The sequence below is a fragment of the Nitrosospira lacus genome, assembly GCF_000355765.4.
GTDB lineage: Bacteria > Pseudomonadota > Gammaproteobacteria > Burkholderiales > Nitrosomonadaceae > Nitrosospira > Nitrosospira lacus.
The window spans coordinates 1,428,713-1,449,970 of record NZ_CP021106.3; the positions used below are offsets into that span (position 1 = coordinate 1,428,713).

Annotated in this window: 21 protein-coding genes and 1 pseudogene; 11 read left to right on the plus strand and 11 right to left on the minus strand. The window is 53.8% G+C overall.

Annotation, left to right across the window (positions count from 1 at the left end; all coding sequences use genetic code 11):
• Positions 1–26 precede the first annotated feature (26 nt).
• From gltA to sdhC, 8 genes are all read right to left on the minus strand, one after another.
• A complete protein-coding gene (gltA, locus tag EBAPG3_RS06370) occupies positions 27–1,328 on the minus strand; it encodes a citrate synthase (RefSeq protein ID WP_004177797.1) in 1,302 nt (433 codons plus the stop codon).
• Positions 1,329–1,363: 35 nt separating this feature from the next.
• Complete coding sequence (locus EBAPG3_RS06375; RefSeq protein WP_004177798.1) at positions 1,364–1,597, minus strand: FAD assembly factor SdhE; 234 nt, start codon at positions 1,595–1,597, stop codon at positions 1,364–1,366.
• A gap of 113 nt (positions 1,598–1,710) precedes the next feature.
• On the minus strand, positions 1,711–2,406 hold the full coding sequence (locus EBAPG3_RS06380) for a succinate dehydrogenase iron-sulfur subunit (RefSeq protein ID WP_004177799.1): 696 nt from the start codon (positions 2,404–2,406) through the stop codon (positions 1,711–1,713).
• A 322-nt stretch (positions 2,407–2,728) separates the two neighbouring features.
• The gene (locus EBAPG3_RS06385) at positions 2,729–5,230 is read right to left on the minus strand and encodes a glycogen/starch/alpha-glucan phosphorylase (protein ID WP_004177800.1); all 2,502 of its coding nucleotides are present in this window, start codon (positions 5,228–5,230) and stop codon (positions 2,729–2,731) included.
• A 31-nt stretch (positions 5,231–5,261) separates the two neighbouring features.
• Positions 5,262–6,767, minus strand: coding sequence for a glucose-6-phosphate dehydrogenase (gene zwf / locus EBAPG3_RS06390; protein WP_004177801.1), 1,506 nt, complete (start codon positions 6,765–6,767; stop codon positions 5,262–5,264).
• 99 nt (positions 6,768–6,866) lie between these two features.
• A complete protein-coding gene (gene sdhA / locus EBAPG3_RS06395; protein WP_004177802.1) occupies positions 6,867–8,630 on the minus strand; it encodes a succinate dehydrogenase flavoprotein subunit in 1,764 nt (587 codons plus the stop codon).
• Positions 8,621–8,983: a succinate dehydrogenase, hydrophobic membrane anchor protein gene (gene sdhD / locus EBAPG3_RS06400; protein WP_004177803.1), complete on the minus strand. Its 363-nt coding sequence runs from the start codon at positions 8,981–8,983 to the stop codon at positions 8,621–8,623. Before sdhD ends, sdhA begins: the two co-directional genes overlap by 10 nt.
• Positions 8,977–9,390 (minus strand): succinate dehydrogenase, cytochrome b556 subunit, encoded by a 414-nt coding sequence (gene sdhC, locus EBAPG3_RS06405; protein WP_004177804.1) that lies wholly within the window; start codon positions 9,388–9,390, stop codon positions 8,977–8,979. Before sdhC ends, sdhD begins: the two co-directional genes overlap by 7 nt.
• 512 nt (positions 9,391–9,902) lie before the next feature.
• Here sdhC and EBAPG3_RS06415 point away from each other — a divergent pair.
• The 6 genes from EBAPG3_RS06415 (at position 9,903) to EBAPG3_RS15310 (ending at position 13,984) form a co-directional block, all read left to right on the plus strand.
• On the plus strand, positions 9,903–10,886 hold the full coding sequence (locus tag EBAPG3_RS06415; RefSeq protein ID WP_004177811.1) for a malate dehydrogenase: 984 nt from the start codon (positions 9,903–9,905) through the stop codon (positions 10,884–10,886).
• A gap of 33 nt (positions 10,887–10,919) precedes the next feature.
• Positions 10,920–11,819 carry a methylisocitrate lyase gene (prpB, locus tag EBAPG3_RS06420; RefSeq protein WP_004177813.1) on the plus strand — a complete coding sequence of 300 codons (900 nt, stop codon included), beginning with the start codon at positions 10,920–10,922 and terminating at the stop codon, positions 11,817–11,819.
• Positions 11,812–12,969 carry a bifunctional 2-methylcitrate synthase/citrate synthase gene (gene prpC / locus EBAPG3_RS06425; RefSeq protein ID WP_004177814.1) on the plus strand — a complete coding sequence of 386 codons (1,158 nt, stop codon included), beginning with the start codon at positions 11,812–11,814 and terminating at the stop codon, positions 12,967–12,969. The genes prpB and prpC overlap by 8 nt, the downstream gene beginning before the upstream one ends.
• A gap of 210 nt (positions 12,970–13,179) precedes the next feature.
• Entirely contained in the window at positions 13,180–13,353 is a 174-nt protein-coding gene (locus tag EBAPG3_RS06430) for a type II toxin-antitoxin system RelE/ParE family toxin (protein ID WP_004177815.1), read from the plus strand.
• A complete protein-coding gene (locus EBAPG3_RS15305) occupies positions 13,353–13,766 on the plus strand; it encodes a hypothetical protein (protein ID WP_051048998.1) in 414 nt (137 codons plus the stop codon). Before EBAPG3_RS06430 ends, EBAPG3_RS15305 begins: the two co-directional genes overlap by 1 nt.
• Positions 13,763–13,984, plus strand: a complete 222-nt coding sequence (locus tag EBAPG3_RS15310; protein ID WP_051049000.1) for a tyrosine-type recombinase/integrase — start codon at positions 13,763–13,765, stop codon at positions 13,982–13,984. The genes EBAPG3_RS15305 and EBAPG3_RS15310 overlap by 4 nt, the downstream gene beginning before the upstream one ends.
• Positions 13,985–14,291: 307 nt before the next feature.
• Here the strand turns inward: EBAPG3_RS15310 and EBAPG3_RS15390 are convergent, their stop codons facing one another.
• The 3 genes from EBAPG3_RS15390 to EBAPG3_RS06445 all read right to left on the minus strand — a co-directional run bounded on the left by EBAPG3_RS15390 (position 14,292) and on the right by EBAPG3_RS06445 (position 16,310).
• A complete protein-coding gene (locus tag EBAPG3_RS15390; RefSeq protein WP_004177823.1) occupies positions 14,292–14,588 on the minus strand; it encodes a hypothetical protein in 297 nt (98 codons plus the stop codon).
• Positions 14,589–14,671: 83 nt separating this feature from the next.
• The gene (locus EBAPG3_RS15555) at positions 14,672–14,797 is read right to left on the minus strand and encodes a hypothetical protein (protein WP_257789917.1); all 126 of its coding nucleotides are present in this window, start codon (positions 14,795–14,797) and stop codon (positions 14,672–14,674) included.
• A 265-nt stretch (positions 14,798–15,062) separates the two neighbouring features.
• A complete protein-coding gene (locus tag EBAPG3_RS06445) occupies positions 15,063–16,310 on the minus strand; it encodes a DUF1259 domain-containing protein (RefSeq protein ID WP_227869277.1) in 1,248 nt (415 codons plus the stop codon).
• Between the two features lie 195 nt (positions 16,311–16,505).
• On the opposite strand from EBAPG3_RS06445, the gene EBAPG3_RS06455 reads away from it, so the two are divergent.
• From EBAPG3_RS06455 to sbnB, 5 genes and pseudogenes are all read left to right on the plus strand, one after another.
• Entirely contained in the window at positions 16,506–17,672 is a 1,167-nt protein-coding gene (locus tag EBAPG3_RS06455; protein WP_227869278.1) for an MFS transporter, read from the plus strand.
• A 213-nt stretch (positions 17,673–17,885) separates the two neighbouring features.
• Complete coding sequence (locus EBAPG3_RS06460) at positions 17,886–18,359, plus strand: PepSY-like domain-containing protein (RefSeq protein ID WP_004177828.1); 474 nt, start codon at positions 17,886–17,888, stop codon at positions 18,357–18,359.
• Between the two features lie 165 nt (positions 18,360–18,524).
• Positions 18,525–18,668: pseudogene (locus EBAPG3_RS06465) on the plus strand (transposase); the annotation flags it as partial.
• Positions 18,669–19,229: 561 nt separating this feature from the next.
• Positions 19,230–20,234 (plus strand): 2,3-diaminopropionate biosynthesis protein SbnA, encoded by a 1,005-nt coding sequence (sbnA, locus tag EBAPG3_RS06470; RefSeq protein WP_051049003.1) that lies wholly within the window; start codon positions 19,230–19,232, stop codon positions 20,232–20,234.
• Positions 20,231–21,256, plus strand: coding sequence for a 2,3-diaminopropionate biosynthesis protein SbnB (gene sbnB / locus EBAPG3_RS06475; RefSeq protein ID WP_004177831.1), 1,026 nt, complete (start codon positions 20,231–20,233; stop codon positions 21,254–21,256). Before sbnA ends, sbnB begins: the two co-directional genes overlap by 4 nt.
• Positions 21,257–21,258: the final 2 nt, after the last annotated feature.

Genomic DNA, 21,258 nt, shown 5'->3' on the forward strand with positions numbered 1-21,258 from the left:
TTTGATAAACATCCGGTAAAACCAGATCATTTGCGTAATGCGATCGGCACCACGTCCCGGGTAACGGCGCCGGTATAAAGCTGCCGCGGGCGCCCTATCTTGTAATCGGGATCGGAGATCATTTCACTCCACTGCGCAATCCACCCCACTGTGCGCGCCATGGTGAATATGGCGGTGAACATGGATACCGGAATGCCCAACGCACGCTGCACGATGCCCGAGTAAAAATCGACATTGGGGTAAAGTTTCCGGGAAATGAAATACTCATCCTCCAGTGCGATTTTCTCCAGTTTCAGTGCCAGCTTGAACAAACGGTCGTCATGCAATCCCAGTTCGCTCAATACCTCGTGGCAGGTTTCGCGCATCAATTTTGCGCGTGGGTCAAAATTCTTGTATACCCGGTGGCCGAAACCCACCAGTCGGAAAGGATCATTTTTATCTTTAGCGCGGTCGATATATTCGCCGATGCGTGAATCATCGCCGATTTCTTCCAGCATGTTGAGGCAGGCTTCGTTTGCTCCCCCATGCGCCGGTCCCCAAAGACAGGCAATGCCCGCGGAAATACAGGCAAACGGATTTGCGCCGCTGGAACCGGCCAGACGCACGGTGGAAGTCGAGGCATTCTGCTCGTGATCGGCATGCAGGATCAGGATGCGATCCAGCGCCCGTGCCAATACCGGGTTGGGTTTGTATTCCTCGGCGGGCGTCGCAAACATCATATGCATGAAATTTTCCGCATAAGTAAGATTATTTCGCGGATAGATGAAAGGCTGGCCGATGTTGTATTTATACGTCATTGCGGTAATGGTCGGCAATTTCGCTACCAGCCGAAATGCGGACAGCTCGCGATGCGAGGCATCGGAAATGTCCATCGCATCATGATAAAATGCCGATAATGCGCCGACCACTCCAACCATCACCGCCATGGGATGGGCATCACGGCGGAAACCGGTATAGAACCGCGCCAGTTGCTCATGCACCATCGTGTGTTCCTTGATGGTTTTATCGAATGACGCCTTCTCGCTTCTGGTCGGCAATTCTCCATTCATCAGCAAATAACACACTTCCATGAAATCGCATCGCTTGGCCAGTTGTTCGATCGGATATCCGCGATAGAGCAGAATGCCCTTGTCGCCATCGATAAATGTTATTTTTGAACTACTGCTGGCGGTGGAAAGAAAGCCGGGATCATAAGTAAAGACACCGCTCTTGGCGTGCAGGGTGCGAATATCCACGACGTCCGGTCCCATGCTTCCGGACATGATCGGAAACTCAAGCGGCTGGCCGCCATTATCCAGAGTAAGGGTCGCTTTACGTTTTTGCTCCATATCGTTCTCCACTGTTTCGTTTTACGTGCTTGAAACTAAATTGTCTGCAAGAGGCGAAGCACAGGTTGCAGGCTTCCATCCTCCGCTTCTTTCCTCAGTGCAATCATTTCCCACAAGTCATTGTCGGGAAGATTCAGCAATGTTTCAAATTGCCGCAACTCTGTTTCGTCGAGCCGGGCGTAATGCTCATCCATGAAGCGTTGCAGCACGATGTCAAGTTCCAGCAAACCCCGTCGGCATCGCCAGCGGGCACGCTCCAGCTCTTTCATCTCGTAAATTTACCCTGAAAATGAAAATCGGGGTGCGCAAAGAATCTTCCTGGATCGTCGCGCCGAGTTTGACAAATGAGTAAGAAGCGAGCGGTAATCTGCCGGATTCAGGATCATACCGTTCTTTTTACCATCATGTTCTTGATCTTGCCAATCGCGCGGGTCGGATTCAATCCTTTGGGGCACACGTCCACGCAATTCATGATGGAGTGGCAGCGAAACAGGCGATACGGATCTTCAAGGTTATCCAGCCGCTCGGCGGTGGCCTGGTCGCGGCTATCAGCGAGGAAGCGATATGCCTGCAACAGCCCCGCCGGACCCACGAATTTGTCAGGGTTCCACCAGAATGAAGGGCATGCGGTGGAGCAGCATGCGCACAGGATGCACTCATACAGCCCATCCAGCTCCGCCCTTTCTTCGGGCGATTGAAGCCGCTCGGTTTCCGGCGGCGGATCGTTGTTGATGAGGTAAGGCTTGATGGAATGGTATTGCTTGAAGAATTGCGTCATGTCCACAATCAGGTCGCGTATCACCGGCAATCCTGGCAGCGGGCGTAATTCCACCGGTTCCTTCAATCCGGCGACTGGCGTGATACACGCCAATCCATTGCGGCCATTGATGTTCATCCCATCCGATCCGCATACTCCTTCCCGGCAGGAGCGGCGCAGGCTCAAGCTGTCATCCACGGATTTGATGCGTACCAGGGCATCAAGCAGCATTTTGTCGGCTGGCTCCAGCGCAATGTCGTAATCCTGCATATAAGGCTTTTCATCCTTGTCGGGATCGAAGCGGTAGATCGAGAATCTCATGGCTGATTCCTTTATATATCCATCGTATATCGGCTGGCGGGCATGTTATGGGGAATACGGGATTCAATTAACCTAAATCCGGTGGTTGACCGCTCATTTATTATCTTATCAGTATGATTAATAACAATGTTTTTTGAACTTTCATCTGTAATGGTTTTTACGGCGCATGGCAGCATTGCAATTCCTTGGAATGAAGTGCTATTCCGCGTCGTTGCGCCTTGCCTCGCACCCCAAAAACCACACACTACGTCCCGTCCAACTACCGGATCTGGGTTAAAGGCGGTAACCATACCTCGATCCACCCGGGGATAGCTGCGGTTTGCTAGCCAATTTCAGCCCCCATACTGCGGGCCGTTAGCGGCTCCGCATCCCATATCTGGCTGGCATACTGCATAATGGTACGGTCACTGGAAAATTTACTCATATTGGCGACATTCAGGATCGCCTTGCGTACCCACTCCTCCTCATCCTGGTAAGCAACCTCAACCTTTTTCTGGCAATCCATATAAGATGCATAATCCGCCAGCAGCAGATATTGATCGCCATGCTGTAAAAGCGTATCCACGATAGGTTTAAAGCGATCCGGCTCTTCCGGAGAGAAAAACCCCGAGCCGATCATATCCAGCGCCGCTCGTAATTCCGGGTTGGCATGGTAGAAATCCCAAGGTTGATAACCCTTCGCTTTCGTCTCGGCGACTTGCGCCGCTGTGAGGCCGAATATGAAAATGTTGTCCTCTCCAACTTCGCCGCCGATTTCAATATTGGCGCCATCCAGGGTGCCAATCGTGAGCGCGCCGTTCAATGCCAGCTTCATGTTTCCCGTGCCGGAAGCCTCTGTGCCCGCGGTGGAAATCTGTTCCGAGAGATCCGCTGCCGGAATCATCTCTTCCGCGGCCGATACGTCGTAATTGGGCATGAACACCACTTTCAAATGGCGGGATGCCTGCGGATCATTATTCACGATGTCGGCGATATCGTTAATAAGTTTGATGATGAGCTTGGCCTTGACATAACCGGGCGCCGCCTTGCCACCAAAAATTACGGTACGCGAAACGTACTTCGCGTCCGGGTTATTGCGAATGCGGTTATACAGGGTCACCACATGCAGCACGTTAAGCAGCTGCCGCTTGTATTCGTGGATCCGCTTGATCTGCACATCGAACAGCGAATCCGCACTGACATCAATGTTGAGCTTTTGCTTCAGCAGGGCAACCAATCGCTCCTTATCCCCACGCTTCACAGCGGCGAACTCCCTGCGAAAGGACGCGTCATCGGCAAGGGGAATCAATCGCTTCAGCTGGCTCAAGTCCTTGACCCAGCCGGAACCGATGCGCGAAGTAATGAGGTCGGCTAAACGCCGGTTGGCCTGATTCAGCCAGCGGCGTGGTGTGATGCCATTGGTTATATTGATGATTTTACCGGGGAAAAACCGGTCGAAGTCCGAGAATATGGTCTGCTTCATCAGTTCGGTATGAATTTGCGCGACTCCGTTTACCTTGTGGCTGCCGATGATGGCCAGGTGGGCCATGCGGATCCGTTTTTCTCCCCCCTCATCTATGATGGACATGCGGCGCACTATCCCGGTATCGCCGGGGTATCGGTGCATCACATCTTTCAAAAATCGCCGGTTGATTTCATAAATGATTTGCAAATGGCGCGGCAGGACATTCTCGAACAGGGCAACCGTCCATGTTTCGAGGGCTTCGGGCATCAGCGTGTGATTGGTATAGGCAAAAGTGCGGGTGGTGATGTCCCACGCTTTTTCCCAATCCAGATGGTGCAAATCCACCAGTATGCGCATCAGTTCGGCGATGGCGATGGCGGGATGCGTGTCGTTCAACTGGATGGCGACCTTGTCGGGGAGGGCATCGAAATTGCTCCGATACTTGTTGTAGCGATAGAGGATGTCATGCAATGAAGCACATACGAAGAAATATTGCTGTTTCAGGCGCAGCTCGCGCCCCATTGTGGTCGTGTCGTCGGGGTACAGCACCTTGGACAGGTTTTCGGAAGCGTTCTTATCCTCCACCGCCTTGACATAATTGCCCTCGTTGAAGTAATGCAATTCGAAATCGCGCGTAGCCTTCGCAGACCAGAGGCGCATGTTGTTGACCGTGTGGGTGCCATAGCCCGGAATAGGGGTGTCGAAAGCCATGGCCATCACGTCGTCGGTGTCTATCCAGTGATAGTGCGCCACGCCTTTCTCATCCGGGTATTGAACTACGCGGCCGTGAAATTTAACCTGATATAACACCTCCGGACGGGGAAATTCCCAGGGGTTGCCATAGCGCAACCAGTTATCCGGATGCTCGACCTGCCTGCCATCCTCGATGCGCTGGGCAAACATGCCATATTCATAACGGATGCCATAGCCGTAGCCAGGAAGGTCGAGTGTCGCCATGGAATCGAGGAAGCAGGCGGCAAGCCGCCCCAGACCGCCATTTCCAAGCGCAGCATCCGGTTCTATTTCACGCACATTGTCCAGATTGATTCCCAACTCATTAAGCGCTTCGCGGAATTGCTGGTCAAAACCCAGATTGTGCACGCTATTCATCAGCGTGCGTCCCATCAAAAACTCCAGTGAAAAATAGTAGACGCGCTTTACATCATTGATGTAATAACTGCGCATGGTGTCCATCCAGCGGTCGATCAGGCGGTTGCGCACCAGATACGCCGCGGCGAAGAACCTGTCGCGATCGGTCGCGGTAATGGTGTCTTTGCCGACCGAATAGGTCAGGCAGTTGGCAAGAGACTGCTTGATCGAGTCTACATCTAAACCGATTTTTTCATGCTCAAAAATAGATTTTTGCAAAGAATCATCCATGAATTATCCCGCCAAATTTATGAAACGGTGATCAATATGCCTGCAAATCAGCGCCTTCCGGATCCAGGGAATGACGCCAGAACTGGCCGTCACCATCAAACAGGCGATAGGTACCGCGCGGCCCCCAGGTACCGGCCTGATAGCCATTGATAAAATCGCGTTCCATTGCCCATACCTTGATAATGGGATCCACGGCGCGCCAGGCCCATTCCACTTCATCGATGCGCAGAAACAGTGAATGGTCGCCTTGCATCACATCCAGCAGCAATCCTTCGTAGGCGTCATAATCCTCTTCGCTGGCCTTGCGATAGGTCGCGTCTAGGCTGAGGGTGCGTGTATGCAAGTCCAGTCCCGGCACCTTGACTTGAATTTCCATTTTCAGGCAGTCGTTGGGCTGAATGCCCAGCATGATCCAGTTCGGATGCGGCGATTCGCGATGCGCATGCCGCAGCAAGTCCTGGGGCGGGTTTTTGAAGCGGATGCAGATTGCCGAACTATTTTCCGCCATGCGCTTGCCGGTATGCAGATAGAAGGGCACACCCGCCCAGCGCCAGTTGTCGATAAACAGTTTCAGCGCCGCATAGGTTTCGGTGGAACTATCCGGTGCCACGCCCGCCTCATCCAGATACCCCGGAACGGCCTTGCCACCGATCATGCCGCTGGTGTATTGACCGCGAAACGCATGGGCATGCACCGAATTTTGCGTGATGGGCCGTATCGCCTTCAGTACTTTTACCTTCTCGTCCCGCAAGTGCTCGGCGGCCAATGATACCGGCGGCTCCATCGCCACCAAAGCGAGCAGTTGGAGCAAATGGCTCTGTATCATATCCCGCAGCGCACCCGCTCCCTCATAGTAATCGGCGCGTCCGTCAACACCCAGGGTTTCGGAATGGGTGATCTGCACGTGATCAATATAATGATTGTTCCACAATGGTTCCAGCAATATATTGGCGAAGCGGAATACCATCACGTTCTGCACCGTGCCTTTACCGAGATAGTGGTCGATCCGGTAAATTTGCGGCTCGTTCAAGTGGCGGTACAGGCTACCCTGAAGGGTTTGCGCACTTAACAAGTCGTAACCGAAAGGTTTTTCGATTACCACGCGGCACCAGCCCTTTTCCTGCTGGAGCAAGCCTATCACGCCCAGTTTGTCGATGATTGCAGGAAACGCCGACGGACGCACCGCCATATAAAATATGGTGTTAGGGGGGAATCCCGGCGTCTCTTCCAATATTTTCTTTAATTTCAGATAGGCATCGCTGCTGCCTGGAGGATTGGGATGGTAATGCAGGCGTGTACGAAAACGCTCGAGTGCCTGTTCGTCGAGCCCTGTGGTAAATTTGGAGCGGAGCATGCTGACGACTTCCGAGATCCACTGCTCGCTGGTCCATGGCTCCAGGCTACACCCAAGTATCGCCATTTTTTCCGGCAACCGCCCGGCGGCTTCAAGCCGGAACAGCGCGGGGATCAATTTACGCCGCGCCAAATCTCCGCTTGCCCCGAAAATCACAGCAACACATGGCTCGATAGCTTGCATTCCTTTTTTCCCCCGTGTCTGGCGCGTGCCGATATATCCGGCTTTTGGATTCTATATATTCCTGACTGAAGATTTTCTCATTAATATGAGATCTTCCCGTTAATATGTCCTCGCCTTGGGCGGGAACGATTCCACCGTCAACGGTTTCAACCGGACCGGCTTGTAGTCCAGCCGCCGTCCTCCGCTAAAAAATAAAGTGTGCTTGAGCCACTTGTCGTCGTCCCGCGCTGGAAAATCGTCACGGGCATGGGCACCGCGGCTTTCGGTGCGCGCTTCGGCCGACACCATGGTGGCCACCGCCACTTCCACAAGGTTGTCGAGTTCCAGTGCTTCCACGCGGGCGGTATTGAAGACTCTGCTCTTATCCTTGATCCCGGTGTGCCTGGCCCGTTCCGCCACTTCTTCAATTTTTGACACACCCTGCTTGAGCATTTCCGCGAAACGGAACACGCCGCAGTGCGCCTGCATGGTTTTACGTAACGCATCACCCACTTGCGCCACGCTTTCGCCATCCTTCTGGCCATCCAGCCGAGCCAGCCGGGCCAGTGATTGATCGGTGGCATCCGCCGGTAATTGCTTGTGATGAGGATTCTTTTTCAGCTCTTCGATAATCTGGTTGCCCGCCGCTCGCCCGAACACCACGATATCGAGCAGTGAATTGGTTCCCAGGCGATTGCCGCCATGCACGGAAACGCAAGCGCATTCGCCTACCGCATAAAAACCTTGCACCACTTCCTCAGGCCCGGTTTTGTAGGGCGCCACCACCTGCCCGTAGTAATTGGTGGGGATGCCTCCCATCATGTAGTGCGCGGTAGGCGCCACCGGAATCGGATCATGGATGGGGTCGGCGTGCGCAAATTTCATGGCAATTTCACGAATGCCCGGCAGCCGTGTCTTGATCACGTCCGCGCCCAGATGATCGAGCTTCAGCAGCAGATGGTCGGCATCCCTGCCACATCCGCGTCCTTCCTTGATTTCCGTGGTCAGGGCGCGCGATACGACATCACGGCTGGCCAGATCCTTGGCGTGGGGCGCGTAGCGTTCCATGAAGCGCTCGCCATCCTTGTTGAGCAGGTAGCCGCCTTCGCCGCGCACCGCCTCGCTGATGAGTACGCCGACTCCATACACGCCGGTAGGATGGAATTGCCAGAATTCCATATCTTCCAGAGGTATACCGGCCCGTGCCGCCATGCCCAGACCATCGCCGGTATTGATGAATGCATTGGTGCTGGCTTGGAATATGCGCGCGCCGCCGCCGGTGGCGAACAGCGTGGCTCGTGCCTGCAGCGCCATGACTTCGCCGGTTTCCATGTCCAGTGCCGTTATACCGCACACTTCGCCGTCTTCATCCCGGATCAGATCCAATCCCATCCATTCGACAAAAAATTGAGTGTTGGCGCGCACGTTGCGTTGGTATAGCGTGTGCAGCATCGCGTGACCGGTGCGATCCGCCGCCGCACACGAGCGCGTTGCCTGCGCGCCGCCAAAGTTCTGCGATTGGCCGCCGAAGGGACGCTGGTAAATTTTGCCGTTCTCCAGCCGATCGAACGGCATGCCATAATGCTCCAATTCATACACCACCTCGCTCGCCTGGCGGCACATGAATTCGATGGCATCCTGGTCGCCGAGATAATCGGATCCTTTCACCGTGTCGTACATGTGCCAGTGCCAGTTATCCTCGGTGACATTTCCGAGTGCTGCGGCAATGCCGCCCTGCGCGGCCACCGTGTGGGATCGGGTAGGAAATACCTTGGACAATACCGCCACCTTGAGTCCCGCTTCCGATAGCTGCAAAGCGGCGCGCATGCCCGCACCCCCGGCGCCGACGATCACCGCATCGAATTTTCTCTTGGCTATCGCCATGCCAACTCCAGAGCCCACAGGATTTCTGCGGACCAGACGGTATAAAATAACAGGGATAATATGACCAGTATCTGCAACGTCAGGCGCATGCCGGTGGCGTGGACATAGTCCATCAGGATATTACGCATGCCGACCCAGGCATGCCAGAACAGACTGACAAGAAACAGGAAAGAGGCAATACGCATCCATCGGCCACTGAGCAGCGATTTCCACATGGCGTAATCATGTGGCGGCGAAATCAGCAGTGCAATGGCCAGACACAGGACAAAGACGACCATCACTACGGCGGTCACGCGCTGTGCCAGCCAGTCCCGCAGACCGTAATGGGCACCGGTGACGATACGCTTCACCATATCAACGGCGAGATCAGCAAGGTGAGAATGATGCCCGCGGCCAGCACCATCTTGCTGGTTAAACGCGCTTGCTCCAGCTCCCCGCCATAATGCAGATCCAGCGCGAGAAAACGAATACCCGCGCAGAGATGATGCAGGAAGAACCACAGGAAGAGTGTCAGCGCGCCTTTGGACAAAGAACTGGCCAGGAGAGACTGGAATTGGGCGTAGCCTTGAGGAGAGCTCAGCGTCATCTCCAGGCCGTAAAGGAGGAGAGGGATTCCCGGGAAAAATAGTAGCGCGCCGCTTATGCGGTGCAGAACAGAAATCACAGCCGGAAGCGGCTGCCTGATTTCCATCAGATTAAGAAACTTGGGACGTATTCTTTGCAATTTTTTTGCTTCCAAGACGCCGCGCTCATCATCCACCGACTTAGTGTAGACCGTTATACTGAGCGATACAATATGAGTATGCCTGCAAGTAAACCCTACTATAAATACGGTTTAAGGCTGGATTTCAGTTCAGGACGAACTTTGATTGTTGCCTAAATTGACAGCAGGGTGGAATGTTTTTATAGTCCGGTGCGTTGGGCATATACTAACCCGGATGTTTCATGAATTGACGCGCGTCCTCGCTGGTTTTTCGTTTCGTATGGAAATTTTGTTCAATGGGCGTATGAATAAGTACGCCTTTTCAAAAAATCTCCTTGCAAAACAAAAACTCTGCGCGATCACCAAGCGAATTTATGAAACATCCGGGTTAAAGGGATCTTCTGCGTCGCGTTGAGTATCACGTTTGGGATGGGTTAGGTCGGAATCGAATTGCCTGCGGGTGATTGTCGTGTTCTGATTTTTGCTCATTCTTCGACAATCGTGCCGGGCGCATGGGAAATTAACTCGGAAAATTTCTTGTACCGGCAGTTTCCTACAGGAGCGCAAGAATGAAGCCCCCCATTCGTATCGCCGTCACGGGCGCCGCCGGCCAGATCGGCTACAGTTTGCTGTTTCGCATCGCCGCAGGCGACATGCTTGGCAACGATCAGCCTGTTTTTCTGCAATTGCTCGACATACCCAGGTTGCTGCCTTCGCTCAAGGGAGTAATGATGGAACTGGAGGACTGCGCATTCCCGCTACTGGCTGGCGTAATCGCCACGGATGATCCCAACACCGCTTTCCGTGACATTAGCATCGCGATGCTGGTGGGCGCCCGTCCACGCGGCAAGGGCATGGAGCGTAAAGACCTGCTGGAAGCGAATGGGGCGATATTTACCACCCAGGGCAGGGCACTGGATGAAGTAGCCCGCCGTGATGTCAAGGTTCTGATAGTGGGCAATCCCGCCAATACCAATGCTTACATCGCGATGAAAAACGCTCCCGGCCTGAAGCCGGAAAACTTCTCGGCAATGATGCGGCTGGACCACAATCGCGCCCTGTCGCAAATTGCCGCTAAAGTCGGGCAACCGGTTTCCAGCATCAGAAAAGTAATCATCTGGGGTAATCACTCCGCTACACAATATCCCGACCTGAATCATGCCGAGACTGACGGCAACAAAATCTCCCTTCTTATCAACGATCCTGCATGGATAGAAGACTATTTCATCCCCACCGTACAAAAACGCGGTGCAGTGGTAATCGAAGCGCGCGGCTCGTCAAGTGCCGCCAGCGCGGCGAATGCCGCCATCAATCATGTTCGTGACTGGGTTTTGGGTACGCGGGAAAATGACTGGATATCCATGGGAATACCATCGGATGGCAGCTATGGCATTCCCGAGGGCGTTATCTACGGCTATCCGGTAACCTGCCGGGATGGGGTCTACCGAATCGTCCCTGACCTGGAGATAAGCGAATTCAGCCAAGCGAAAATGCAGGCGACCTACGGGGAATTGGTGGAAGAGCGGGACTCTGTCAAACATCTGCTTGGATAACTGTACTCGACGGTTTAATATTTTGCCGCTTCCATGATCGCCTCCGCCGGTTTCCGTTTCCGTGCCGCAATTGCCGCCGAGAAGCCTCTGCAAGTGGCGGGCTGTGTCAACGCGTATGCCGCACGCATGGCGGATCGTACCGGCTTCAGAGCGATTTATCTTTCCGGCGCTGGGGTGGCGGCAGGTTCCCTGGGTCTTCCCGATCTCGCGATTTCGACGCTCGATGATGTGTTGACAGATGTGCGCCGTATCACGGATATCACTGATCTGCCATTACTGGTGGATGCGGACACCGGCTTTGGAAGCAGTGCCTTTAATATCGCTCGCACGGTGAAATCGCTGATCAAATCCGGAGCAGCGGCGATGCATCTCGAGGATCAGGTGCAGGCCAAACGCTGCGGTCACCGTCCGGGTAAAGCCATTGTCAGCCAAGAGGAAATGGTAGATCGCATCAAGGCCGCTGTGGATGCCAGAACCGATCCTGATTTTGTTGTGATGGCGCGGACAGATGCGCTGGCGGTCGAAGGACTGCAAGCCGCCATAGACCGCGTAAGTTTATATGTGGAGGCGGGCGCCGATATGGTTTTTCCCGAAGCCGTCACTGAACTGGATATTTACCGGCAGTTCGCGGCAGCAGTGCAGGTTCCGATCCTGGCTAACATCACCGAATTCGGTTTAACGCCTCTTTTTACAATCGAGGAACTGGCCGGCGCGAACGTTTCCCTGGTGCTTTACCCGCTGTCCGCATTTCGGGCGATGAACGCCGCTGCCCTTAATGTGTACCGGACCATACGCCAGGAGGGCTCGCAGAAAAATGTGATCGATACCATGCAGACCCGGGCTGAGCTCTACGAGTTTCTCGATTACCATGCCTACGAAGAGAAGCTGAATAGTTTGTTTCTCGAATCTTTCAAAAAATCCGAAAATGAGTGAAGTCATCCAGAATCCCGGCGCGAAAGGCAAGAAATCCGTCATGCTGTCAGGCGTAGTGGCGGGCAATACCGCGATCTGCAGCGTTGGCAGAAGCGGCAACGATCTGCATTATCGCGGCTACGACATTCTGGACGTGGCCGATACTTGTGAATTTGAGGAAATCGCCTATCTGCTGGTGCATGAGAAGCTGCCCACGCTGGCTGAACTGACTGCATACAAAGAAAAGCTGGGAAGCCTGCGCGATCTTCCGGCCAACCTTAAAACCGTGCTGGAAGCGATTCCCGCAACGGCTCACCCGATGGACGTCATGCGTACCGGTGTTTCCGCGCTGGGCACGATGTTGCCGGAAGCGGAAACTCATTCCGTTGAAGGCGCGCGCGACCTGGCTGACCGTTTGCTCGCCTGCTTAGGACCCATGCTGCTTTACTGGTATCACTATTCTCATAATAATCGCCGGATTGACGTGGCAACCGATGATGATTCAATCGGTGGAAATTTTTTGCGCTTGCTGCACGGCAAGCCGCCGCCGCGGAACTGGGCGAAGGCAATGCATACCTCGCTGGTGCTGTATGCCGAGCATGAATTCAATGCTTCGACTTTTACCGCGCGCGTGATTGCCGGAACCGGCTCGGATTTCTATTCCGCCATTACCGGCGCGATCGGCGCACTCCGCGGACCGAAGCATGGCGGCGCCAATGAAGCCGCGTTCGATATCCAGAAGCGCTACGATAATCCGGATGAAGCCGAAGCCGACATTCGCCGCCGTGTGGCGAACAAGGAAATCATCATCGGATTCGGCCATCCGGTTTACACCGTCGGCGACCCGCGCAACCGGATCATCCGGGAGGTGGCGAGCAGACTCTCGGCAGAGGCGGATGACATGAAAATGTTTGATGTTGCTGCAAGACTGGAAACGGTGATGTGGGATATCAAGAAAATGTTCCCCAACCTCGACTGGTTCTCCGCCGTGAGCTATCACATGCTGGGGGTGCCGACGGCCATGTTCACTCCGTTGTTTGCGATTGCCCGCACCAGCGGCTGGGCTGCGCATATTATCGAGCAACGCCTGGACAACAAGATTATCCGGCCGTCGGCGAATTATATCGGGCCGGAGGATCGGGAATTTATTCCGATTTCTGCACGCGATTAATGGAAGGAGTAATCGACGTCGTCGATTATAGGACTTCCCCGGGAACGGCAGACATTCCGTGGCCTCATAACGAAGCGCGTTCAAACGCTTCGGGACTCATGCCGCCCAGATGACACTCCACGGGAAGGTCAAAGCAGGTATGGACAATAAAGCCGATCAAAGGTATTACTAAGTGATACAAAGATCTCTCAATGGTAGCGATAAAAAAGGATGGTTGCAGGCGCAGAGCAGCTTCTGACCTATCCTCAGCTTGGAGTATCCCTTGAAGAGTTTGCGCCGCGCGATGTGCGACGTGTCATTGTGGATGATTACGAGTTGCGTTATGAAGTTACTGAAAAGCTAATTTATATCCTTCGGCTTTGGTATGCCCGGGAGGATCGTTAATGTCCCAGATCCTGCTCTCTTCGCTTCAAAGTTCGGTATCCTTGCCGGCATTGTTCGCCCCGACTGCAGATGCCAGCAAGCGTTTCATCGAGTTCTTTACAGCCAATATCCGTAATCCCAACACTCGTAAGGCGTACCCCTGGGCGGTAGGAGAATTTGCGGCCTGGTGCGAAGTTAACGGGCTGACCGAACTAAGTGACATTGAGCCAGTGCACGTAGCGGCCTATATCGAGATTCTGTGGCAGCGGTTATCCGCCCCTTCCGTAAACCGTAAAGCAACATTTGGCCGCGATCCGGATGCTGTTCGATTGGCTGGTGGTGGGTCAAATTCTTGCCACAAATCCCGCGAGTTTTGTGCGCGGACCCAAGCATTCAGTCAGAAAAGGAAAGACACTGGTTCTGGCTGCAGATGAAGCACGTGCCCTCCTCGACTATTGATACCAGCACGCTCGTCGGTTTGCGCGATCGCGCCTTGATTGGTTTGATGGTTTATACCTTTTCCCGAGTTGGTGCGGCACTTCAAATAAAAGTCGAGGATGTCTATGTGCAGGGGCGGCGCACTTGGATACGTTTATACGAAAAAGGTGGAAAGCGGCACGAAATGCCCTGCCATCATAATCTTGATGAGTAGCTGAAATCATCAAACGCCGTAACACTATCTGCCTTGGTCCAGACCCCCACGGCACCGCTACCGGAGATGTGATCGTCATTCGAGGTCAATATATGTATTCCCGTCAAGAGCGATCATGATGTGCTTTCCCGAAAAAGTCACTTTCAAGGTGTGCCACGCGTTTGGGGAAACCGGTGCATCCACATGCTTGAGCATTTTCAGGCTCCCACACTTCCGTGTAATAGAGAGAGATATTGTTCTCAAGGGCGTTGGCTCTCGCAACGTAATAGTTGTCCCCATCTTTCCATCGCCAAATGAGTCCTCCCGCCTAGTCTTCTTTCCCTGAGATCGATTTGAATTTCACTTCAACAGTTCCGTCGGCGAGGCTGACATCCTTTTTCACGCACCAGGAAAAACGTCCTTCGCCGAATTGTCTTAGAACATTTGGCTTGCTGGGAGCTGTTGGGTCAGATTCTATCGCCCATTTTGGTTGACCTTTGCCAGTCACTCCCGCGAGCCATCCCTGAGGAAGTGCGCCAGGTTTTTCCTGATCGAAGTCGATAGTTTCAGCAAATGCGTTCGTGGCTACAAATAGCCCTAGAATTGTGAGCACTTTCAGTTTCATACTGACCTCGTTTCACTTTGTGTGTCGAACGCAGCCTTATTTCACTTTAGCCAGCTTGACGGTTGGACCACTGCCGCAAAGCGTTAGGCAGTGGCACGGGCATTCGGATCAACGGGGATAAGCGCTTCGTCAAAGGTGTTGCACACGTGGCGCCCGAGCAGGTCGCAGGTAAACGTTGTGGACTCGGTCGACTCGGTCGTGATTGGCATGACTGGTTTCTCCTGTGTTTAATTTCGGCAGCAACCAATTGGGATACATCGAACAGGTGTCCGATCATATCTGGGGCAGCAACCGTGACAGATCATCCGGCAGCTCCGCCCGTCACGTTCCTTGGCGGTCAAATCTGGGTGTGATTAATCAATATAGGCCATGGATAGTTTGTTGCAGGGTTATTGGCTTGACTGATTAGTTTGGCGCTGAGCGGCAGTTCGAATCTGACATCGTTTGTCAGCTCTAAATCTGAACGACTACAGTTTATTGACGCACGGCAGTTTGCACGTCCAATGCCTTTTTAATCGTTTTTGCCAATTCTTGCGCATTGCCTTTGCCCCAATAATGCATAAACAAATAATGTGGCTGATCATGGGTCATGTGTTGATGAATCGCGACGATGTTGATGCCACCCGCTCGCATTGTTTTTAAAACAGGCTGCATTTCATCTGCGAGCATTGCGAAGTCACCACCCACGACTGCCTGGCTATCTGTACCCGCAAACGCTGCCCATGTATTTACCCCCATTTCTTTTCCGACTGGCACGCCATGCATGGTGGCGGGGCGACCGACCGTAACTTTAAACATGCCGTCTTTTGATATTCCTTTCATACCCAGGATCGTCTCTAAAGGCGCTGCGGAAATCTTGCTTTCCTTCGGGATTGTCTTAGAAAACCCGGACGAGGGTATGGGATGTGCAGCGCGAATTTCGGCTATTTTGTCATAAATCTTTTTTACGCCTGTAGCGAGGTCCGCAGCACGGCCCATGCCCCCTATATGCATGAAATATACTTTCGGTTCATCAAAGAAAAAATGGTTATGCAAGGCGGTGACTTCCAATCCCGCATCAAACGCTGCACTCATAACCGGATTAACTTCATCCTCGAATAGTACGGTGTCGCCCATCATCAGCACTTGTCCATCCTGAGCAGGGGTAAAAGCAGCCCATGAAGTTAGCCCCTTGAAGGATGGCATTTCCCATTTATCAACTTGAATTTTTACGTCGGTACGCGGCTTGGAGACTTTGAAGACATCTTCTTCTCGAGATAAGTTGCCTTTCAGGCCTGTGATTTGTTCAATCTTGGCAGTATCCAGAGTGATTGGTGTGTGAGCTGCATGCGCATCTGCCGAACCAAAGATCAGCGCAGCAACCAATATGGAATATTGTAGGATAACAGAATGCGGCATTAGGTACCTCCTGGAGGAAAGAGTACGGGGTGAAATCACTTCATTATAGGCTGCCAGAACCATGAAGAACGATGGGATAACAAACGCAAGGCCGACCAGCGTGGCACCGAGGATGCGGTAATGCACATATCCCATGTAAATGCCGAGTTGCGCCGCAAGCGGCCCTGGTGCAAGCTGCGCGAGCGCCAGCCCCTCCTTGTAATCGGCTTCGGTAATCCACTTGCGATCCTCCACCAGGTCACGATGCATGTATCCCACCAACGCTACCGGGCCGCCGAATCCCAAGGCGCCAAGCCGCAGCATGTAGAGGATGAGTTGCCACAATGTGTAGCTGGGTGCTGAGGCGAGTGACTAGCTATCAGTGCTAATTAAGCGCTCCACAAGAATTTGTTCAGAATTCTTGACGGCGGGTGACAAATCACAGGGAGGGGTAAATTAGTGAAGTCAAGCGCGAGAAATAAGATTGCCCGGCTACTCGTGCCTCCAGGGGCGGCGATCGAAGCGGTTCTCCCGGTGCTAGTGGGACGCGCGTTGCGTGCTTTTGCCGACGGCTATGTCGCGGTGCTTTTGCCCGCTTACCTGCTGGCGCTGGGATTCGGGCAGCTCGATGTCGGCTACCTGAGTACGGCGACCCTCGCCGGGTCGGCCTTGGCGACACTCGCGGTAGGCGCGGTGGGCCACCGGTGGTCACAGCGCCGGTTGCTGCTATCCGCTGCCTTGCTGATGGCTGTCACCGGCCTCAGCTTCGCGGGCATTTCGTCGTTTTGGCCGCTGCTCGTGATTGCGTTTGTGGGAACGCTCAACCCGAGTTCGGGCGACGTGAGCGTGTTCCTGCCGCTCGAGCATGCCCATCTGGCACAGGCAGCCAGTGGGGATGCGAGCACCGTGGTGTTTGCTCGCTATTCGCTCATAGGCTCGCTGAGCGCCGCCGTTGGCGCTCTGGTCGCTGGAATCCCGCCGTGGCTGGCGGCATGGACGGGTCTCTCATTCCTCGATGGCCTGCGCGCCATGTTCGTGCTTTACGGTCTCATCGGCGGATCAGTCTGGCTGCTATACCGGACCCTGCCGACGGTCGACGCTCGGACCGCCTCCCCGCCGGCGCCGTTAGGCCCATCGCGTGGCATCGTGCTCAGGCTCGCGGCCTTGTTCAGCGTCGATGCGTTTGCCGGTGGGCTGGTGGTGAACTCGCTCCTGACGCTCTGGCTCTTTGAGCGCTTCGGGCTGTCACTCGCGCAGGCGGGAGCATTCTTCTTCTGGACTGGACTATTGTCGGCCGGATCGCAGCTTGCCGCGCCAGCCGTGGCACGTAAAGTTGGGTTGCTCAATACAATGGTGTTTACACACATCCCGGCCAACGTGTGCCTCATTTTTGCTTCACTTGCTCCAAGCGTCGAGGTCGCGCTGACTCTGCTGTTCGTACGCAGTGCGCTATCGCAGATGGATGTGCCAACACGCACTGCCTATGTGATGGCTGTGGTCACTCCGGCGGAGCGCACCGCCGCTGCGAGCTTTACCGCGGTACCACGCAGCCTCGCGTCAGCGGCGAGCCCGACCTTGGCCGGCGCTTTGTTGGCGGCCGGGTTGCTGAGCGCCCCGCTGGTCGCCTGCGGAGCTTTGAAGATTGCCTATGACCTGGCGCTGCTGGTGTCCTTCAGGCGCTTGAACGTGCTTATAAATCGGGAATGACGTTGCCCCCATGGATCGAGAATGCCATGTGAAGCAAAGCCCTTTTACCCGGCAGCACACAGCATCTCTGGCGGTAAGAAAAAGAATGCTCGAACAATATTCTCGTCTAACCCAACCGATAGGCCTATTGACAATCCTGCAAATCAGCGTAGACATCATTAAGTGGATCCATTGGTTTATGTCCACGTTCACTAATTTTCCAACGGAGGATTTATGAAACCCTACTATTTGATTACCACTATTTTCGCTGCCTTCATGGCAACAGTTGGGCAAGCGAATGCGGAGGAGAAAGCCCTGAGCAAGCACGAGGTCCCCAAAGCGGTGATCGAGGCTTTTGAAAAAGCCCATCCGAACGCCAAAGGGGTGAAGTTCGAAGAAGAGACCTTCGAAGGCAAAAAGGCCTACGAGGCAGAGTACAAGGAACACGGCAAGGAATATGAATTCCTGTATGGCGCCGACGGAGTACTCCTCCAAACAGAAGAAACTATCGATGCCAAGACACTACCCCAACCGGTGGTTGAAGCCATTTCCAAGGCGTATCCCAAGGCTACCATCAAGGAGGCGGAGAAGGTGATGAAGCCCGATGGAACAGTTACCGGTTATGAGGTAGAGATCAGAACAGAAGGAAAGAAGCTCGAGATCGAATTGGACACCAGCGGGAAGATCTTGAAAACCGAGCGTGAGTGAGCCTTTTACGAATCGATCCCACACATGCCGTTCGAAGGGGTTTTATGCTATTTTTACGGATGGTCGGTTAAGTCTAAACCGTGTTGTTGGCGTATTTCCATCTGTCGGGCTTTGATCTGGTAATTCTGGCGGACAGGGGGTGGTCAGCGATTCCGCCACCCCAGGATTTTGGAAAACGTAGCGTTCAAAGCAAAAGTAGCGTTAGCGTCCTTGGCGGGAGACAAGACGCTGGCCGAACTGGCACAGCGATTTGAAGTGCATCCCAACCAGATTACTGGGTGGAAACGGCAACTCAGCGAGCGAGCGGCCGACAGCGCGTCAATTAGGCCCATTGGGAGCGAAGCTACAATTTACAAGCAGCTTTTGCGCGAGCCCGATGGGAATCTCCTTCGCCCCCTCTTTGCTCTGTCGTTGCGATTCTGCGACCTTACGCAGCGGCCGAAAAAGGCTTGCTTTTCGCCGCCGATTATATATAATAAGAATCATTATCATTAATAACCCCAAAAATTATCTCATATTGTCCACGTCAAACCGATAAGCGCAAGTGTCATGGAATGAAACATGTCCGTTGACTTAAATCTTGCAAAATGACGATATTGAGATGTAAGTATATTCGTTGCGATTGGGTTCTCCCCACGGTTCATTAGCCCGCCCGCCCGTTCTGGGCAAGCCAGCCAATTTTTACCCCCTTATCGGGGATTATTGGCTATGAAAAATGTAAGAACATTACTGTAGCAGCGCTGTGCCCCAGTCTTAATTCTGGACGTGAATCTCATTTCAGGTCATTTTTCTGCCGGAAGATTGGACATATTTATAAGAATAGTTATCAGTTTCATTATCATTATTATTACTATTACCCAAGGGACCAAAATGATCCTTCACAGTATTCTTGATGGCATAGGCAAGACCCCTATTGTTAGCCTCTCCCGTTTGTTTGGCGAGTCACGATGTGAGGTATTGGCAAAGCTGGAGATGTTCAATCCTGGCGGCAGCATTAAAGACCGGCCCGCGCACTACATTATCGAGCGGGGATTGGCGGATGGTTCCATAAGTCCCAAGTCGCATATCATCGAAAGCTCCTCCGGCAATTTTGCCATCGCACTGGCTATGGTTTGCCGCATGCGCGGACTGCGTTTCACGGCGGTGGTCGATCCCAAGCTCTCGCCGGTTAATTGCCAGATTATTCAATGTTACGGCGGCAATATTGAGCTCGTTACCGAGAGGGACCGGCAGGGCGGTTATCTGGAAACCCGCATCGAGCGGGTCAAGCACATGCTGCGCGAGCAACCCGACGCCGTATGGACAAATCAATATGCCAATGAGCGTAATTGGCAAAGCCATTACAACGGCGAGGGAGAGGAAATACTGCGCGATCTGGACCAGCCTGTCGACTATCTGGTGTTGGGTGTCAGCACCTCCGGCACCATCCATGGCATTACGCGGCGTCTGCGCGAGGCATGGCCGGGCCTGAAAGTCATCCCTGTAGATGCGTTTGGCTCAGTGTTGTTCGGTACTCAGCCAGCCGTCCGCGAACTGCCCGGGCTTGGCGCAAGCCGCGTACCCGAATTATTAAAGCGTGATGAACTGGGCCAGGTCATACACGTTGACGACTATGAATCCGCTATAGCCTGCCGGCAATTAGTAAAACATGAAGGGATCTTCGCTGGCGGTTCGTCCGGCTCTGTGATCGCCGCTATCCAGCGCTTTTCTGCCCATTTGCTGAAGCCTGCGCGCTTTCTGACGATCCTGCCGGACCGTGGCGAACGTTATCTGGATACGGTGTACAACGACCAGTGGCTATTACGCATGAAGGAGCGCCACTTCGCCCGCATATCGAAGCAATTTACCGACACGCCTCTTGCACAAACAGTATGAGTACTTCAACTTCCTCACCCACCTTGCTCTATCTTAGCCGCAGCGACTTAAGCGCACTGGGTGGCAGCCATTCCCAACCCTATGTCGATGCAATAGTCGATGGCTTGACATCGCATGCTCGTGGCGATTACGTGCAACCGCTCAAACCCTACCTGCGCTGGTCTGGTGCCGATCACATCGCCGACCGTATTATCGCCATGCCGTGCTATTTGGGCGGCGAGCAGCCGGTTGCAGGTCTGAAATGGGTAGGCAGCCGCCAGCATAATCCAGTTCGCTTTGGTCTCGAGCGCGCCAGCGCGGTCATTGTGCTGAATGATACGCAAACCAACTATCCGATCGCGATATTAGAGGGTGGACTGATCAGTGGCATGCGCACTGCGGCTATTACTGCCGTCGCCACCCGGCATCTGGCACGCGCGGACTTTACCGACGTGGCCTGTATTGGTTGCGGTCCGATTGCGCGTATGCAAATGCAGACGCTGCTTGAACAGTTTCCGGCTATCGCGCGTATTCATCTGTTTGATTTGTCCGACGGTGCCGCCGACACCCTGGCCGGCATATTGGCGGAAAGCTATCCAGAGGTAGGTTTTATCAACACTGGCTCGGCGGAATCCGCAGTGCGTGCGGCTGACGTGGTAGTGACCTGCACGGTGACCGACTCGCCTTATCTGGCTTACGAATGGCTCAAAACAGGCGTTTTCATCAGCAATATATCCATCATGGATGTTCATAAGGATGTTTATGAAAAGGTTGACAAGGTCGTGGTGGACGACTGGGACCAATCCAACCGCGAGAAAAAGATCATCAATCAACTGGTGATGGAAGGACGTTTCAGCCGCGACCAGCTGCATGCGGAGCTTGGAGAAATTGTGGTCGGCGATAGGCCCGGCCGCGAGAACGATGAAGAAATCATTTTACTTAGCCCCATGGGCATGGCCATCGATGACATCATTTGCGCCCGCCATTTTTTCCGCCTGGCGCAGGCGCGTGGCATAGGCACGCAGCTGCCGTTATACGGTTGACC